Annotated in this window: 17 protein-coding genes; 9 read left to right on the forward strand and 8 right to left on the reverse strand. The window is 33.4% G+C overall.

All coding sequences use genetic code 11. The features are described 5' to 3' along the window. The 4 genes from ACIQZC_RS03200 to ACIQZC_RS03215 all read right to left on the reverse strand — a co-directional run. Positions 1-2828: lamin tail domain-containing protein (locus tag ACIQZC_RS03200; protein WP_396137797.1), on the reverse strand; the 2828-nt coding region annotated here is incomplete at its 3' end. A 207-nt stretch (positions 2829-3035) separates the two neighbouring features. Continuing rightward, entirely contained in the window at positions 3036-3548 is a 513-nt protein-coding gene (locus ACIQZC_RS03205; protein WP_396137798.1) for a DUF4136 domain-containing protein, read from the reverse strand. 35 nt (positions 3549-3583) lie between these two features. Next, positions 3584-5563, reverse strand: a complete 1980-nt coding sequence (locus ACIQZC_RS03210) for a urocanate hydratase (protein ID WP_396137799.1) — start codon at positions 5561-5563, stop codon at positions 3584-3586. 64 nt (positions 5564-5627) lie between these two features. Then, positions 5628-5804, reverse strand: coding sequence for a DUF5522 domain-containing protein (locus tag ACIQZC_RS03215; protein ID WP_396137800.1), 177 nt, complete (start codon positions 5802-5804; stop codon positions 5628-5630). 56 nt (positions 5805-5860) lie between these two features. Between ACIQZC_RS03215 and ACIQZC_RS03220 the strand changes: the two genes are divergently transcribed. Genes ACIQZC_RS03220 through hemL form a run of 3 tightly spaced genes read left to right on the forward strand, consistent with a single transcriptional unit; the run spans position 5861 to position 8932 of the window. Next, positions 5861-6793 carry a 1-aminocyclopropane-1-carboxylate deaminase/D-cysteine desulfhydrase gene (locus ACIQZC_RS03220; RefSeq protein ID WP_396137801.1) on the forward strand — a complete coding sequence of 311 codons (933 nt, stop codon included), beginning with the start codon at positions 5861-5863 and terminating at the stop codon, positions 6791-6793. Further along, positions 6786-7646, forward strand: coding sequence for a glucosaminidase domain-containing protein (locus ACIQZC_RS03225; RefSeq protein ID WP_396137802.1), 861 nt, complete (start codon positions 6786-6788; stop codon positions 7644-7646). The genes ACIQZC_RS03220 and ACIQZC_RS03225 overlap by 8 nt, the downstream gene beginning before the upstream one ends. Continuing rightward, positions 7646-8932, forward strand: coding sequence for a glutamate-1-semialdehyde 2,1-aminomutase (gene hemL, locus ACIQZC_RS03230; protein ID WP_396137803.1), 1287 nt, complete (start codon positions 7646-7648; stop codon positions 8930-8932). Before ACIQZC_RS03225 ends, hemL begins: the two co-directional genes overlap by 1 nt. Positions 8933-8959: 27 nt before the next feature. On the opposite strand, the gene ACIQZC_RS03235 is transcribed toward hemL, so the two are convergent. Together ACIQZC_RS03235 and ACIQZC_RS03240 are read right to left on the reverse strand one after the other, a co-directional pair. After that, positions 8960-9280, reverse strand: a complete 321-nt coding sequence (locus ACIQZC_RS03235) for a hypothetical protein (protein ID WP_396137804.1) — start codon at positions 9278-9280, stop codon at positions 8960-8962. A gap of 87 nt (positions 9281-9367) precedes the next feature. After that, a complete protein-coding gene (locus tag ACIQZC_RS03240) occupies positions 9368-9781 on the reverse strand; it encodes a Spy/CpxP family protein refolding chaperone (RefSeq protein ID WP_396137805.1) in 414 nt (137 codons plus the stop codon). 149 nt (positions 9782-9930) lie between these two features. On the opposite strand from ACIQZC_RS03240, the gene ACIQZC_RS03245 reads away from it, so the two are divergent. The 4 genes from ACIQZC_RS03245 (at position 9931) to ACIQZC_RS03260 (ending at position 13350) form a co-directional block, all read left to right on the forward strand. Further along, a complete protein-coding gene (locus ACIQZC_RS03245) occupies positions 9931-10275 on the forward strand; it encodes a hypothetical protein (RefSeq protein ID WP_396137806.1) in 345 nt (114 codons plus the stop codon). 123 nt (positions 10276-10398) lie between these two features. Then, positions 10399-11178: an MbnP family protein gene (locus ACIQZC_RS03250; protein WP_396137807.1), complete on the forward strand. Its 780-nt coding sequence runs from the start codon at positions 10399-10401 to the stop codon at positions 11176-11178. A 164-nt stretch (positions 11179-11342) separates the two neighbouring features. Continuing rightward, a complete protein-coding gene (locus ACIQZC_RS03255; protein ID WP_396137808.1) occupies positions 11343-12386 on the forward strand; it encodes a cytochrome-c peroxidase in 1044 nt (347 codons plus the stop codon). Between the two features lies 1 nt (position 12387). Beyond that, entirely contained in the window at positions 12388-13350 is a 963-nt protein-coding gene (locus tag ACIQZC_RS03260; protein WP_396137809.1) for a transporter, read from the forward strand. A 28-nt stretch (positions 13351-13378) separates the two neighbouring features. Here ACIQZC_RS03260 and lysS read toward each other — a convergent pair whose 3' ends face one another. Further along, positions 13379-15076, reverse strand: a complete 1698-nt coding sequence (gene lysS / locus ACIQZC_RS03265; RefSeq protein WP_396137812.1) for a lysine--tRNA ligase — start codon at positions 15074-15076, stop codon at positions 13379-13381. 240 nt (positions 15077-15316) lie between these two features. On the opposite strand from lysS, the gene lipB reads away from it, so the two are divergent. Next, the gene (lipB, locus tag ACIQZC_RS03270) at positions 15317-16024 is read left to right on the forward strand and encodes a lipoyl(octanoyl) transferase LipB (protein WP_396137810.1); all 708 of its coding nucleotides are present in this window, start codon (positions 15317-15319) and stop codon (positions 16022-16024) included. A gap of 16 nt (positions 16025-16040) precedes the next feature. Here the strand turns inward: lipB and ACIQZC_RS03275 are convergent, their stop codons facing one another. Then, complete coding sequence (locus tag ACIQZC_RS03275; protein WP_396137813.1) at positions 16041-16700, reverse strand: ribonuclease HII; 660 nt, start codon at positions 16698-16700, stop codon at positions 16041-16043. Between the two features lie 197 nt (positions 16701-16897). Between ACIQZC_RS03275 and ACIQZC_RS03280 the strand changes: the two genes are divergently transcribed. Continuing rightward, the coding region (locus tag ACIQZC_RS03280; protein ID WP_396137811.1) for a carboxypeptidase-like regulatory domain-containing protein at positions 16898-18596 on the forward strand (1699 nt) is incomplete at its 3' end.

Below are 18596 nucleotides of genomic sequence, written 5' to 3' on the forward strand. Positions count from 1 at the left end.
GTAGCGCCAGAAACATTACTTAACAAATTAATGTTGGTTGTGCCACCCGAACAAAAACTCTGAGTAATAACACTTGGAATAACTGTTGGAAGTGGATGTACTACAATAGTCATCGTGGTAGTTAAAGCACATTGACCTGCGTTTGGTGTGAATTCATAAGTAACATCATTAGCCGTACTTGAAATCAAATTCCAAACACCAACTATTGGTGGCGTATTTGTAGAACTGGTGGGTATGTTAATCGTTGCCCCTTGACAAACTGGATTTACTTGAGCGAAAATTGGTAAGATCGGAGTAATTGCATTAATACTGAATGATGCTGAAGACAGGGAAATACAACCACCAATTCCTGAAGTAACTGTATAGTTTGTTCCAAAAGTCATCCCAGAGATTGATCCAGTTGAATTTACAGTTGGACCAGAAGGAGTAAATATATAAGTGCTTGTGGCAATATAATTTGTTATTGTAGCAGTTGCATTTACAAAGCAAGTTGGTGGTGTTGTTATTATTGTTGGAGCGGCTGGTTGCGCACCTATATTGTTCCAGGTACAAGTGGCGGTATTGAAAACAAAATTATCCCAGCAATTCACTTGAGCTGGTTGAGCCGGTTGTGTACCCGAATTATTCCATAAACAAGTTGTAGCATTGAACACAAAGTTATCCCAACAATTCACTTGAGCGGGAGGAGCTGGTTGCGAACCTGTATTATTCCAAACACAAGTTGTAGCATTGAATACAAAATTATCCCAACAATTCACTTGAGCAGGTTGAGCAGGTTGAGTACCCGTATTATTCCAAACACAAGTTGTAGCATTGAATACAAAATTATCCCAACAATTCACTTGAGCAGGTTGAGCAGGTTGAGTACCCGTATTATTCCAAACACAAGTTGTAGCATTGAACACAAAGTTATCCCAACAATTCACTTGAGCCGGTTGAGCCGGTTGAGTACCCGTATTATTCCAAACACAAGTTGTAGCATTGAACACAAAATTATCCCAGCAATTAACTTGAGCGGGTTGAGCGGGTTGTGTACCGGTATTATTCCATAAACAAGTTGTAGCATTGAATACAAAATTATCCCAACAATTCACTTGAGTCGGTTGAGCCGGTTGCGAACCCGTATTATTCCAAATACAAGTTGTAGCATTGAACACAAAATTATCCCAGCAATTTATTGGAGTAGGTTGAGTAGGTTGAATTATAGTAAGCTGAACATTTAAAACGCTTGAATAGCAACCAGAAATTAATTCATGAGCTGTTACATTATAATTTCCAGCAGGTAAACCTGTAAAAAGTACATTTGATTGATAATTTGTTCCGTTAATACTATATTCAAAAGAATTGGTTTGATAAAGATAAGTTCCTATATTTGAATAATCTTGCGGATCTATAGCATTCCAATCGGCAGGATTCCAAATTAAACTTGGATGCGGTGCAGTTACTAATCTTCTGTAAACATATCCATCAGCATTATTTGGAGTAAAATCATTACCGTCAGTTCTTCCCCATAAATCGATTTCAGTATTAGTGTTTGAAGTAAGTCTAATATTGTCGTTTGTATTTATACCTGAGCAAGTTGAAACTACTAAATCGGGAATAACACCACCTTCATTTGTTGAACTTCCAATAGCTATTACATATACATCATTATTTAATAAAATACCAGATAATGGGAAATCACAAGAAGTAAATGTATTTCCGTTATTATATATTTTTATTTTATAATTTGCTAAATTTTTAGAAACTCCGGTTCCGTTATATATTTCAATGTACGTTAAAGCCCCTAAATCATGATCGGAAACTTCTGAAATAAATAAATCTGTTGGAATTGGTAAGCTTGAGTTGTTTAAAGGACTTAAAATTTTTATTTTTCCATTACTTGTTCCGCAATTTGGTTGCGTTATTTCTACTGTAGGAGTTGGAATTACGTGAGGTAATAGATTAAAACCAATACTTTTTGTTTGACCACAATAATCTGTATAGGAACAATTTACAGATTCATTAGTAGTAATAGTATAATTTGCACTATTTGTTGTAGAAGAATTATTTGACCAAACATAATTTGAGCCTAAAACTGGTGCTGATAATGAAGCTGTCTCACCAATACAGGCCTCAATTGAAGAACTAATTGTTGGAAACCGTACCTGTTGTAAATTTGATAATCCTCCCGTAGAACCTGATATGGACCAAAAAACGGTATTATTTCCCAAAAAAGTGTTTGCTATATGGTTTGCAGTAGTAGACGTAGCTCTCAATATATCATTAACATACACTTCTATTTTTTGTTGGGTAGCACTTGTATAAATCCATTTTATTCTAATAGGAATGAACGTATTGTCTTCTACATTTCCACAATTATTAAGCATGCAAACTGGTGCGGTTTGACCTTGAATTATTAGGTTTGAAAGGGTTGTAAAACCACTTTTATAAATGCCTATGTGGTCTTGAGGTATATCGCCAAATGATGTGCCATTATCATAGGTGTCAAATTCTACAACCAAAAGATTATTAACTGCTGGAAGACCAAGACCTCCACCACTAGTTAATCCAGGACTGCATAAATTGGATAAAAAAAAGGTCATTCCATCTGCTCCGTTTCCATCAAGTGCGCCAAAATTCATATCGAAATTTAATTCAAATGAAGCAGATAAATCTAATGGAAAGTAATTAGTTATTAAACCAGAAGTTGCATTTGAATTTGGAGTAATTCTATAGGTTACAGGATTATTACTAGATAATTGAGCAGTTCCTTGTGTAGAAAAATATTGAGAATATCCATTTGTAATTATAAATAATAATAAAAATGTGAGCGCATGTTTGTACATATCTACTTTTTAACTTAAATATTTAACTTAAACTTTTTACTTATAAATAATTATAATATCCTGCAAATTAAAGTATTATTAATTAACTAAGCTAAATCTCATTACTATAAAATTCATTTATTAAAAAAATAGATGTATCAATTAAAATAGCTTTCAATCTTTTTTTTAGGAATATATGTAATATGTGGTAAAAAGTATCTCTGTAACTTATTTAGGAGGATATTGTTCTAAAATTTTTGATACAAATTCTTTAATTCTTGCATCTTTTTTTTCAGTGTTTTTTGTGAGATAACCACTGCCTTCTCCTTGCCAAACCAATTCTTTAGTTTTAGCATCTATAATATCAATAAACAAAGTGCCTTCAGGGGTAGTTATTACATTTGAATATCCCATTCCCCAGTATGGATTCCAGCCCCATCCAAAGCCATAGTTTTGATAAACATCTACGCGCTCTCTTTCTTTTGTGAAAATACTTATTAATACATCTGGATTTTCTGATTTTGATAGTCCTTTTGTAGGCATTATTTCGTCAATAGCATTAAGAATTCGTTTTTTATCTAAATCTGAAATTTCGGCTTTATCTATTCCACTTTTCAAATAAGCGTATGACTTAAAATTGGTGAAACTAACTTTTTTATCATAATCTGCATTTACTCTTACCGAACTACATGATGATAAAGTAATTAAAATAATTAGCGAAAGTAATTTTAATGTTTTCATACAAATTAATTTTAGGGTTAAAGATTCTGTTAATTTTAATTAAATAATGAATCATCAACTAAATTAGGTAAAGTTACTCGTAATAAAGGTTGCGTTTCCATTGCGCGTTTTATAGCAAATATTGCCCCTTCATTTCTAGCCCAATTTCTTCTCGATATTCCATTGTTTACATCCCAAAACAACATCATTTCCAAACGTTTAGATGCTTCTTTAGTTCCATCAAGAAGCATGCCAAAACCACCGTTTATGACTTCGCCCCAGCCAACACCGCCGCCATTATGAATAGATACCCAAGTGGCACCTCGAAAACTATCGCCAATTACATTTTGTATAGCCATATCGGCTGTAAATCGGGAACCGTCATAAATATTTGATGTTTCTCTGTATGGCGAATCTGTACCAGAAACATCATGATGGTCTCTACCTAAAATTACCATACCAATTTTTCCACGAGCTATTGCTTGATTAAAAGCTTTTGCAATTTTAATTCGTCCTTCTGCATCGGCATATAATATTCTGGCTTGCGATCCTACCACTAATTTATTTTCTTGTGCGCCTTTAATCCACTGAATATTGTCTGCCATTTGTTGCTGAATTTCTTCTGGAGAAGTTTTCATCATTTCTTCTAAAACAGCACATGCAATTGCATCAGTTTTAGCTAAATCTTCAGGATTTCCTGAGGCACAAACCCATCGAAATGGTCCAAAACCGTAATCAAAACACATCGGACCCATAATGTCTTGTACGTAACTATTGTATTTAAAATCGATATGATTTTCTGCAAAAACATCAGCACCTGCTCTTGAAGCTTCTAGTAAAAAAGCGTTTCCATAGTCAAAGAAATAGGTACCTTTATCCGTATGTTTATTAATTGCCATTGCATGACGACGCAATGTTTTTTGTACTTCTTCTTTAAATTGATTTGGATTATTTGCCATCATTTCATTAGACTCGTCAAATGTAAATCCAATAGGGTAGTAGCCACCTGCCCAAGGATTGTGAAGTGACGTTTGGTCAGAACCTAAATCGATATGTACATTTTCTGCATCAAATCGTTCCCAAACATCTACCACATTTCCTAAATAAGCAATAGAAACTACTTCATTGGTTTCCATTGCTTTTCTAACTCTCGCTACTAAAAGTGTAATGTCTTCAATTACTTCGTTTATCCATCCTTGAGAATGACGAATGTTTGTAATTTTAGGGTTGACTTCCGCACAAACGGTAACACAACCCGCTATATTTCCTGCTTTTGGCTGTGCGCCAGACATTCCGCCTAATCCTGAGGTAACAAATAAACCTCCTTTTGGTGATTTTTTTATTTTTCGAAAACCGTTTAAAACGGTAATTGTAGTTCCATGAACAATACCTTGAGGTCCAATATACATATAACTTCCTGCAGTCATTTGACCATATTGCGACACGCCTAACGCATTCATTTTTTCCCAATCATCTGGTTTAGAGTAATTTGGAATAACCATTCCGTTGGTAACTACAACTCTTGGCGCTTCTTTATGTGAAGGAAATAATCCCATCGGATGACCAGAATACATAGATAACGTTTGTTCGTCTGTCATTTCAGACAAATATTTCATGGTAAGTAAATACTGTGCCCAATTTTGAAAAACAGCACCATTTCCTCCATAAGTAATTAATTCATGAGGATGTTGTGCTACTGCATAATCTAAATTATTTTGTATCATCAACATAATGGCTTTTGCCTGCTCAGAATTTCCTGGATATTCAGAAATAGGTCTAGCTTTCATTTCGTAATCAGGACGAAATCGATACATATAAATTCGGCCATATTGTTCTAATTCGGCTCTAAATTCAGGAAGCAAAGTTGCATGATGTTTGGCATCAAAATAGCGTAAAGCGTTTTTTAAAGCTAATTTTCTTTCTTCTGTTGAAAGAATTTCTTTTCGCTTAGGCGCATGATTTATGGTTGTATCATAAGCTTTTGGTTGCGGCAACACCGCTGGAATACCTTCTGCTATTTGTTCTTGAAATGTCATTTTTGATGTATTATTGTATGTTGTATGTTGTAATTTTTTACTGTAAACTGCGACTGAATTCTGATTACTTTTTCAAAGTTCCTGTTTTTTTATCAAAGCCATAGGGACAATGTCGGCAACCACTTTTACAGCAATAGCCACGTTTTAAATGGTATTTTTCAGTAAAACATTTATATCCTTCAGGAGTGTAATAAAAATCTTCTCCTTCTTTTAAATTATTTGGATCTATTTTATTGTTCATAGCTACAAATTTAGGAACTTTGCATCAAATGATTGTATTAGTTTTTAAATATTTACATGACGAAACAATTATTTTTATTTATGAAATCAAGTAATCAAAAAATACCGATTCATTTTCCTAATGGAATTGAACTTTTTATAAAAAGAGATGATTTGTTGCATCCCATAATTTCTGGGAATAAATTTAGAAAATTAAAATATAATTTAGCCGAAGCAAAACGATTAGGATATAAAAAATTGCTCACTTTTGGCGGGGCTTTTTCAAATCATATTGTTGCTGTTGCCGGTGCTGGAAAAGAATTTGGTTTTGAAACTATTGGAGTGATTAGAGGTGAAGAATTATTTGATAAAATTGGAGAAAATCCTTCATTACAATTTGCTCATGAAAGCGGAATGCAATTTCATTTTACAGATCGAAAAATCTATCGTGATAAAACTTCACCTGAATTTTTATCGAAATTAGAACAGATGTTTGGCTCGTTTTACCTCATTCCAGAGGGAGGAACTAATGATTTGGCAATAAAAGGTTGCAAAGAAATATTGACCTCTGAAGATAAAAATGAATTTTCACACATTTGTTGTGCCGTTGGAACTGCTGGAACAATTTCTGGAATTATTAACTCTTCAAGTGAAAATCAACAAATTATTGGATTTTCTTCGTTAAAAGGTGATTTTTTATCTGAGGTAATTTGTAATTTTGTGCAGAAAAAAAATTGGTACGTAAATTGTACCTATCATTTTGGAGGATATGGAAAAGTTTCAGAGGAACTAATAGATTTTTTAAATGGTTTTTATCAAGAGACTAAAATTCCATTAGATCCTGTTTACACCGGAAAAATGATTTTTGGTATAATTGATTTAATCCAAAACAATCATTTTCCACCTAATTCAAAAATTTTAGCCATTCATACAGGTGGTTTACAGGGAATTGCAGGAATGAATCACGCTTTAAGTGCAAAAAATAAAAAAACAATACAGTATAATGATTAATAAAATCGGTTTATTTTTAATGATGTTATTGGTGTTGAGTTGTTCTAGTTCAAAGTCTATTATTAGAACTACATCGAGCACCAAAACCAGTACAACAAAAAACAAAAAGAATGTTTCAAAGAGCGAAACTGGAACTTCGAAAACGCAAACTACTTCTGGGAAATCACCCAATGGTGCTGAAATTCAATTAGAAGCAACTTCAAATGTAAAAACCTATGAAGAGGAAATTAAGCTATATGTTGCCAGTTTTCATGAGATTGCAAAAAATAGCATGAAAACACACGGTATTCCAGCGAGTATAATTTTAGCGCAAGGAATTTTAGAATCGGGAGCTGGAAAAGGCAAATTAGCACAATCTGCTAACAATCATTTCGGGATTAAATGCCACAAAGGTTGGACAGGCGATAGCGTAAAACACGATGACGATGCCGAACAAGAGTGTTTTAGAAAATATGCGCAACCCTCAGAATCATATAAAGATCATTCCTTATTTTTAACTTCACGAAGCAGGTATGCCACTTTGTTTAAATTGGACAAAGGCGATTATCAATCTTGGGCTAAAGGATTAAAAGCTGCGGGTTATGCTACAGATGTAAAATATCCCGATAAGTTAATTGGATTAATTGAGCGTTTTGAACTGTATAAGTATGATAATGAAGTGTTGAACCGAAATTATATTACCGTAAAAAATGATCCGTTAATTGAGAATTCTGAAGGTTATTACACCATTCAACAAGGCGATACTCTGTATTCGTTGTCAAAAAAATTCAATCTAACAGTAGAAGATTTAAAACAGAAGAATAATCTTATAGATACTACAATTTCTATAGGTCAAAAAATAAAAATTCAGTAATGTTATACAAAAGAAGTAGCGAGTTATTTGTTGAAGCAAATAAAGTAATTCCGGGTGGCGTAAATTCTCCTGTGAGAGCATTTAAAGGAGTTGGAGGAACGCCTATTTTTGTAAAAGAAGCAAAAGGCGCCTACTTATATGATGAAGATGGAAATAGGTTGATCGATTATATTAATTCTTGGGGCCCAATGATTTTAGGTCATGCCTATGAACCTGTTGTTAATGCAGTTATTGAAAAGGCAAAAAAAGGAACTTCCTTTGGGATGCCTACCGAATTGGAGACTCAAATAGCCAAATTAGCCATTTCAATGGTTCCTAATATTGATAAAATACGATTTGTAAATTCGGGTACAGAAGCTTGTATGAGTGCCATTCGCTTAGCAAGAGGATTTACAAAGCGCGACAAAATAATTAAATTTTCAGGTTGTTATCATGGTCATTCCGACTCTTTTTTAATAGCTGCAGGGAGCGGATTGAGTACTTTTGGTGTGCCAAATAGCCCTGGAGTTACTGCAGGAACAGCAAAAGATACTTTGTTAGCAAATTACAATGATATCGAAAATGTAAAAGCTTTATTTGAATCGAATAAAAATGAAATTGCTGCAATTATTGTTGAACCTGTTGCGGGAAATATGGGGTGTATTCCTCCAAAAAGCGGTTTTTTAGAAGATTTAAGAACTATTTGTTCTGAAAACGGAACCTTGCTTATTTTTGACGAAGTAATGACAGGATTTCGTTTAGCAAAAGGTGGTGTTCAAGAGTTGTACGGAATTAAAGCCGATATCGTTTGTTTTGGAAAAGTGATAGGTGGAGGTTTGCCAGTAGGTGCTTTTGCTGCTCGTTCAGCAATTATGAATTATTTAGCGCCACTTGGCCCAGTATATCAAGCAGGAACCTTATCAGGAAATCCATTAGCTATGGCAGCCGGATTAGAAATGCTTAAAGCAATTAATACGGATATTTCTTTGTTCTCTCGTTTAGAAGAAAAAACAGCCTATTTAGAAATTGGAATTAAAAAAGTATTATCGGAAGCAAATGTAATTCATACAATAAATAGGGTAGGATCTATGATTTCAGTTCATTTTGATGCAAATCCTGTTTATGATTTTGCCACGGCTAAAAATGGCGATAACGAAACATTTAAAAAGTTTTTTCACGGCTTACTAAAGCGCGGTGTGTATATTGCCCCTTCGGCCTATGAAACTTGGTTCATTACTGATGCTTTAACCTATGAAGATTTAGATTTTACAATTAATGCAATTGCAGAAACAGCAAAAGAGTTATAAAAAAAATGTCCCAATTTGGGACATTTTTTAATATAATAAATCGTTAAATAAAACTTTATCTTTTTTAACTTTTGAAAATTGTTCTGTAGTTAAAATGCCTTTTAATTTATCACTAATTGTAAGGGCTACTTCTTCTTTTCTTTCTGGATATTTCAATACAGTTTCGTGTTTGTAAATTAATAAACCATTAATTAAAATTACTATTTCGTTATCTAGTACAATTGACTTTAAAATTAAATTTGTTTCATTTTTTGCTAAAATGTTAGGATCTTTTTTATTTGATTCTTGAGCGGCAACAGCATTTGTAAAGGCAAGAAATAATACAATTATAGCAAATATGTTTTTCATAATTTTTTCTTTAGTATTCAAATCCAAATCTAATTGTTTTTTTTGAAATAACCAAAAAACAAATCAAACTATTCTTCAACTTTAGAACTAGCCTTTCTTTTGTCTTTTCTGTTTTGACTTTTTTTGGTCATTTTTTTTTCTATTTTCTTGATGTTTTTCCCATTTTTGAAATTGTTCTGGTTTTAGAATTTTTTTCATTCGGGCTTTATGTTCAATTTTATCATCAAGCATTTTACTTTTCAGATCAAACTTTTCATCTACAGAAAGTTTTACTCCTTGTTTCTTTTTATCTTTTAGTTCGGCTATTTTAGTCGCTCTTTTTTTGTTTTGTTCAAGTAGAATGGTTTTGAGTTCATTTTGTTGTTTAGTATCTAAATCTAAATCCAAAGTCATTTTTTTGACTTGTAATTCTGTTTGTTGTTGAGGACTCAATTTACTATTTTCTTGTGCAAATGATAGCGATGAAATTACTAAAACGATTGTTACAATTAATTTTTTCATAGGTTCTTTTTATTTAAGGGTTTGATTATAAGACCCATCTTTTTTAAAAAGGTTTAATCTCAAAATAATAATAGTCTTGTAGTATTTTTTATATAAAGCATTTGTATATTTGCAGTGTGAAAAATTTAGTCGTTTTAATCGCTTTTTTTATGCTGGCAAAGCCCGCCATTCCGTTTTTGGAATATGTTATTAATTATGACTATATTGTAAAAGAGCTTTGTGAAAACAAGGAGAAACCTGCGCTTAAATGTAACGGTAAATGTCACTTGGCTAAGCAATTAGCAAAAGCTGCTGAAGAAGAAAAATCAACTTCTTCCGACAAAAAACAAAACGTTAAGCAAGAAATTGAAACTATGTTTTGTGTTGATTTTAAAGCAATAACTTTTGCTAAACAAACAGTTTTCACAAACAAAAATATAGATTCTGATTATCAGAATTTATATGCTTCAAACGCAATACAGTCTATCTTTCATCCGCCCACATTTTTAGTTTAATTTTTTTAAATCGATTCAAAAATTCAGAATCGATCAGGATACTTGTGTCCATCTTGCTTATAAATTCACTTTTTTAAGCATACTTAATTATGTAAAAAATTTAAAACTAAAAAAATTTTCAAAATGAAATTTCAATTAAAAAATATAGTAGCTGTAATAGCTTTAGCTTTAGTATTCACTTCATGTTCAGACGATGACAACAACGAAATTACAGGTCAGGGCAACCTAAAATTAGAATTTGATAACGTATACGGAAGTAGCAATTTAGCTTTCAACACACCTTATACCAACTCAAATGGTGAAATAGTAAAAATTAACAATGCCATTTATATCATAAGCAATATTGTATTAACTAAAACAGATGGTTCAACTTATACCGTGCCAAAATCTCAAAGTTATTTCTTTGTAAACGAAGCAAATGCTGCGAGTACTATTCTTAATTTACCAAACATTCCAGCCGGAAATTACAACAAAGTTACTTTTGGAGTGGGCGTAGATCAGGCACAATTCGATGCAGGAGCAAGTGGTCAAAACGGTATGTGGGAAATAGCGCAAGGATTAGGCATGACATGGTCTTGGGCTGCAGGGTACAAGTTTATTAAATTTGAAGGAAGTGTAACTTCAACTTCTCATACTAATGCTAATTTTAGAGTGCATACAGGTAAAACAGGAACTATTTACAATTATACCGAAGTTACGCTTAATTTACCAGACAACGCTTTAGTAAGAACAAACATTACACCACAAGTGCACATCATGGCCGATTTGAAAAAAGTAATCGATGGCACTACAGTAATCAACTTTGAAGAAGGCTTAGACGTTATGGGCGGTACTAAAGTACAAAACATTTCCGCAAACAATGTTCCTTCGCTTTTTGAAGTAGAACACGTTCACAACGATTAATTTAATTAGAAGCTAATCCAGCTGTGCATTGCAAGTCCGCAGGAAAAACAAATATTTTGTAAGCTAAAAAACAGGCTTCTTTGGTCGCCATTTTTTAACAACAAAATCAATTTGTTTTTCCTTTACGGGCTTTTCATTCCCATCTGGGCTAATTTACCTCACTTATGAAAAAGACTTATTTCGGTGTGCTTTTCTTATTTCTTTTTTTGAGTTGTACCTCAGACAAAGACGATACTGAATACCAAAACATTCCAATAGAATATCAAGTGCCTTCAAATTTTCCTCCATTAGCCTATAATATGGCTGATAATCCTTTAACCGAAAAAGAATTTGAATTGGGAAAAAAAATATTTTATGATGGTCGTTTGGCTTCAGACGGAGTTGTGTCTTGTGGCTTTTGTCACATTCAAGAAGATGCTTTTACACACCACGGACACACGTTTAGTCATGGTGTGGGCGATGGAGTAGGTGTGCGTAATGCACCTCCTATTCAAAACATGGCCTATCAAACCCAGTTTTTTTGGGACGGAGCAGCCGATCATATAGAATTATTGTCTATGGCACCTATTTCAAACGAACTAGAAATGAACGGCAATATCATAGAAATCATCAACATGATGAAGAATGATTCGGCGTATAAAAAATTATACAAACAAGCGTTTACAAATGGTGAAATTAATTCCGAAAATATGCTAAAAGCCTTAGCTCAGTTTATGACGATACTCACATCCTCTAATTCACGTTTTGATAAGTATAGAAGAAACGAGTCGGGCGGCACTTTAACAGCTCAAGAATTGGCCGGTTATGCTGTTTTTAATCAAAAATGTGCTTCTTGTCATGCTACTGATATATTTACTGATAATTCGTTTAGAAACAATGGATTGCCAATAAATCCTTCAATTAATGACAAAGGAAGGTACCGAGTTACAGGACTCGACGAGGATAAATATAAATTTAAAGTGCCAAGTTTGAGAAATATTGAAAAAACAGCACCTTACATGCACGACGGACGTTTTTATACACTAGAAGCCGTTTTAGATCATTATGCTTCAGGAGTTGCTCAAACCCAAAACTTAGATACAAGTTTAAATAATTCGGGAACATTAGGAATTCCACTAAGCCAAACCGAAAAAACTCAGTTAATAGCTTTTTTAAAGACGCTAACTGATACTGAATTTTTAACTAATCCAAAATTTGCCGAATTTTAAAATGAAAAAATATATCATCATTTTCCTATTGATTTTTCAATATGGATTTACAACCGAAAATGACAGTTTGTCAACAATTAACCCATTTTTAAAACTACCTCAATTTTCCAATACTCTTTTAGAGGATTGCGATGCTTGTGGTTGTTCGGCAAGCGGCGGAAGTATGGGATTTGCTTCCATGTTAAACACAAATTTCATCGGAATACGGTATTTTAATCAATCATACAAAAGTACTGACGGATTGTATTCAAATTCGCCCTGGTATGCTGAAAATTTCAACACTATTCAAGTATGGGCTCGCTTTCCGGTGGTTAAAAATTTTCAAGTTTCTGCATTATTGCCTTATCATTTTCACAATCGAGAAACAGCCAGTGGAAAACAATCTATTTCAGGTATTGGAGACGCTACCGTTTTAGGAATGTATAAAATATATCAAACCCACAAAGACAGTACAGTTTTAGTTCATACTTTGCAATTAGGGGGAGGTGTAAAAATTCCATTTGGAAAATTTGACCAAGCTAATAATGGAAGTGTTAATCCAAGTTACCAAGTAGGAACGGGTAGTTGGGATTTTTTATTGGCAACAGAATATGTTGTGAAAAGAAAACAATTTGGACTAAATACCATGTTGAATTATGTAATCAAAACCGAAAATGAAAAACAGTATCGTTTTGGGAACCAATTCAATTATGCAACAACTTTTTTTTACTTATATGAAAAAGATAAGTATTCTATTGTGCCACAACTAGGTTTTGCAGGAGAAGTGTATGAAGACAATTATCAATTAGGACAAAAAGTGCGCAATACAGCTGGCGATATTTTTATGGGAAAATTAGGTTTTGAAATAGGGAAAGATAAATTTTCACTGGGTGCAAATGTGATGCTACCTATTCAACAAAATTTAACAGGTGGCAATGTAGAAGCTAATTACCGCTGGAGTTTAAATTTAAATTATAGTTTATAAAAAAGGGACTCAATTGAGTCCCTTTTTTTTATTTTCCTAAATATTCTACAATTTTATTTTCACCATCGACTGTAATTTTCATTAAGCCGTGTTTGCTAATGCCTTTGCTGGCAGCATCCCATTTTTTTCCGCTTAAATCAGCTTTTATTTTTAATTCGCCAATTGAAATACCTTCGTTAGCTTTTAAAATTTCGATAATGTGTTTTTCATCTTCCGTTAATTCAGGACCTTTCTTTTCTGGTCGCATTTGTGGGAAAAACAATACTTCTTGAATCGAAGGATTATTCGTTAAAAACATGATTAATCGGTCCATTCCAATTCCTAAACCAGAAGTTGGTGGCATCCCATATTCTAAAGCGCGTAAGAAATCTTCGTCAATTATTCCGTTGGCTTCATCATCTCCTTTTTCTGCTAAAGCCATTTGCGCTTCAAAACGTTCGCGTTGGTCAATTGGATCATTTAATTCGGAATACGCATTCGCAATTTCTTTTCCACAAACCATTAACTCAAAACGCTCTGTTAATTCAGGATTGTCTCGGTGTGATTTACATAAAGGCGACATTTCTTTCGGATAATCGGTAATGAATGTTGGTTGAATAAAGTTTCCTTCACATTTTTCACCAAAAATTTCATCAATTAATTTTCCTTTACCCATCGTATCATTCACTTCGATTCCCAAAGATTTTGCAGCTTCGCGCAATTCGTCTTCCGATTTTCCGGTAATATCAAAACCAGTAAATTGTTTGATAGCATCGGTCATGGTAACTCTTGCATAAGGTGCTTTGAAGTTTACTTTATGTTCGCCAAAAGTAGCTTCGGTAGTTCCGTTTACTTGAGTAGTACAATATTCGAGCAAATTTTCGGTCATTTCCATCATCCAATTGTAGTCTTTGTAAGCTACATAAATTTCCATGGCGGTAAATTCTGGATTGTGAGTTCTGTCCATTCCTTCGTTACGGAAGTTTTTCGAAAATTCGTAAACTCCGTCAAATCCTCCAACGATTAATCTTTTTAAATATAATTCGTTAGCAATTCGCATGAATAATGGAATATCTAAACTATTGTGATGTGTAATAAACGGGCGCGCTGCAGCTCCACCAGGAATCGACTGTAAAACCGGAGTTTCGACTTCCATGTAGCCTGCTTCGTTGAAAAACGTTCGCATGGCTGTAAATAATTTTGTTCTTTTTACAAAAACTTCTTTCACCTGCGGATTCACGACTAAATCAACATAGCGCATTCGGTAACGTAATTCAGGATCGGTAAACGCATCAAATACATGGCCTTCTTCGTCGGTTTTCGGCAATGGAAGCGGTTTCAATGTTTTGCTCAACATTTTAAAATCATCCACACGAACACACATCGCTCCGACTTTCGTCATAAACAATTCGCCTTCAATTCCAATAAAATCACCTAAATCGGTTAATTTTTTAAAAACCTGATTGTAAAGTGTTTTGTCTTCACCTTGGCAAATAAAATCTCTGTTAAAATATACTTGCATTCTGCCTTCGCTATCTTGAATTTCAGCAAAAGCGGCTTTACCTTGATCACGAACACTCATTAAACGACCTGCTAAAATAACTTTTTTACCTTCTGTAAAATTGGCCTTCACTTGCTTTGAAGTATGGTTTACAGGAAATAAGTCTGCAGGATAAGGGTTAATTCCTAATTCGCGCAAAGCGTTTAACTTGTCTCTTCTAATGATTTCTTGTTCCGAAAGTTGCATAGTATTGTATTTTAACATGCAAAGATAATTTATTTTGTTTCAAGTTCAAAGTTTCGATTTTATAGTTCAAAGTTTCAGGTTTAGCTCCGCTCCATTTGGCTTCGCCTCGGGTCAACTTTCGCTTTTAATTCTTCCAACATCCATCTTCCAACATCCATCTCCCAACTTCCATCTCCCAACTTCCATCAAAAAACTATTTGTATCTTTGTAAAACTTTTTCAAAACACAATTTCGTTTAAAATGAACAAAAAAGTACAACTGCAAGATTTAGGTATAAAAGATTACAAAGAAACTTGGGATTATCAAGAAGTCTTGTTCAAAGAAATTGTTGATATCAAAATTCAAAATAGACAATCCAATTCCCAACTTCCAACTCCCAACTTTCTGCTCTATGTAGAGCATCCGCATGTATATACTTTGGGGAAAAGCGGCGACCTGTCAAATTTATTATTATCAGAAAAACAATTATCAGAAAAAGAAGCAACCTTTTATAAAATAAATAGGGGAGGCGATATTACGTATCACGGACCAGGTCAAATTGTAGGGTATCCTATTTTAGATTTGGAAAACTTTTTTACAGATATTCATAAATATTTACGATTTTTAGAAGAAGCTATTATTTTAACGCTTGCAGAATATGGTTTACACGGAACACGAAGCGAAGGAGAAACCGGAGTTTGGTTTGATGTAGGAACACCTTTTGCCAGAAAAATTTGTGCTATGGGGGTTCGTGCATCACGTTGGGTAACTATGCATGGCTTTGCATTGAATGTAAATGCTAATTTAGGATATTTTGATAATATTGTTCCTTGTGGAATACGCGGCAAGGCAGTAACTTCTATGCATGTTGAATTGGGAAAAGAAGTAAACGAACAAGAAGTTAAAGAAAAAATTCTGAAACATTTAGAGTTTTTGTTTGAAGCGGAGATTTTTACTACTAAAATCTAAAATCGTTAATCTTCAATCATAAATCCAAAGCCAACTGTTCTGGCAAGAGTCGAAAACTCATTCGATGATATTTACACGGGCCATGCTTTTTGATGGCTTCTCTATGATCTTTGGTAGGATAACCTTTGTTTTTATTCCAATGATACATAGGAAACTCTTCATGAATGATATTCATATATTCATCGCGATAAGTTTTTGCTAAAATCGACGCAGCAGCAATACTCAAAAATTTACTATCCCCTTTTATGATGCTTGTGCTTGGAATTGATTTTAATAGTTCAATTTCATTAGGTGTAAAAATCTTCCCTGTTTTTTGTTTCATGCCTAATTTTCCATTTAATGGACGATTACCATCTACTATTATATAGTTTGGTAACGGATTAAGTTGTAAAACAGACTCCTGCATTGCTTTCATTGATGCATTCAAAATATTGATTTCGTCTATTTCTAAATTATATATATGAGTTACTGCAAATGAAATAGCATTTGCTTCGATTATTGGTTTTAATAAAGCGCGTGTTCTTTCAGAAAGTTGTTTTGAGTCGTTAAGTATTTCATGTTCAAAGCTTTCAGGCAAAATGACAGCAGCAGCAGTAACCGGACCTGCAAGACAACCTCTTCCTGCCTCATCGGTTCCACATTCCCATTTTAATTTGCCATAACGTTTAGTTAACATTCTTTTTTTTGACAAAAATATAACTTTTAGGGTTACTTTTATGAGATATATTTATGTTTATAATCAGATTATTCAATAATATGTTTTTTTTGTCCAAAACTTTAACATAAATAAAATTGTAATATTTTGTATTAAAATTTGTTTATTTAAGAAATAATTAAGAAGTTTGCGGAATAACTAACTCAAATAAATTTAATATGAGATCGAAGTTCAAATGGATTTTTACGCTTTTATTAGCGTTTACAATGCAGTTTTCGTTCGCGCAAGACAAAACTGTAACAGGCGTAGTTTCTGACGAACTAGGACCTGTTCCCGGTGCAAACGTTGTTGTTAAAGGTACAAAACGTGGTACAGCAACGGATTTTGATGGAAATTTTTCCATCAGTGTAAAACAAGGTGAAGTATTAGTGGTGTCTTACGCAGGTAAGAAATCAGCTAATATTACAATTGGTGCTGCAAATTCTTACAAAGTTACTTTGGTAGCAGATGTTGAAGAATTAAGAGCTGTTGAAGTAACTGGTGCTGTTGGTATCAAGAAAAAACAAGATGCAATTACTTCATCAAATCAAGTGGTTAACGCTAAGGAGTTAACACAAGCTGCCAATCCAAACGTTGTTCAGTCGTTGGCTGGAAAAGTATCAGGATTGCAAATTAACACTACTAATAATGGTGTAAATGCAACAACAAGTATTGTTTTACGTGGTACTAGATCTATTTCTGGTAGTAACGAAGCTTTAGTAGTTATTGATAATGTTATCTCTACTGCTGGAGTTTTACAATCTATTGCTCCTGAATTAATTGAATCTACTAACGTTATTAAAGGGATGCAAGGTGCGGCTCTTTATGGTGAACAAGGTAGAAACGGTGTAATTGTTGTTTCAACTAAAAAAGGTGCTAAAAGTGGTAAATTAAGAATTGCTTTAAATTCATCAATGGATTTTGAAGAAGTAGCTTATTTACCTGTTAGACAACAACGTTACGGTCAAGGATGGAACGGTCAACACATCTCTTATGAGAATGGTGGTTGGGGTGCTGAAATGGACGGTGTAGTTAGACCAGTTGGTTTAGCTCAAGCTGATGGAACTTACATTATGGCTCCATATTCTCCAATTAAAGACAATATCAAAGAATTCTTTCAAACAGGAACATTATTTCAAAATGGTATCTCTTTAAGTGGTGGTACTCTAAAGGATGGTTATGTGTTATTGTCTGCTAACAAACAAAATACTGCATTCGTAGTAAAAGGTGATGAGTTAGATAGAAGTTCTTTCTTATTCAGAGCTGGTAAAGAGTTTGGAAAATGGACTATTGAAGGAAATGCTAATTACATTTCTTCTAGAACTGAAACTACCTCTTCTAGTTTGTTTACAGATTTATTACAAACTGCTACAAATATTCCTGTAGGTCGTTTTGAAAATTCTGGACAAGCAGGTCACTGGACTTCATATTATAGCAACCCATTCTGGTTGAGAGATAATGTTAGAAATTTGAATAGATCTGATTTTGTTAATTTAATTGGTACTTTAAACTACAAATTAAATAGTCATATCAATTTTAACTATACTGCTAACGTTCAAATTAGTCAGTCTAATGGTTTATCTTATACCAATGCATATGTGGATTTATTACAAGTAGGTGGTGGTGATCATACTGTAGTTTCTACATTTGATGCTTCAAATTCTAATGCAAGAAATTTTTACGGTGATTTATTAGTGAATTTTGACTATATGTTAACTGATAAAATTTCATTTAAAGCAAACATTGGTAACAATATTCAAGACAGAATGTCTCAATTTACTTCTGTAGGTGGAGATAACTTAACAGTTCCTGGATTATATAATATTTCTAATATTACTGGAGATCCAAGAAGAAGTAATGGTTTCTCAAGAGCAAGAC

Source organism: Flavobacterium sp., assembly GCF_044338735.1.
Taxonomy (GTDB): Bacteria; Bacteroidota; Bacteroidia; order Flavobacteriales; family Flavobacteriaceae; genus Flavobacterium.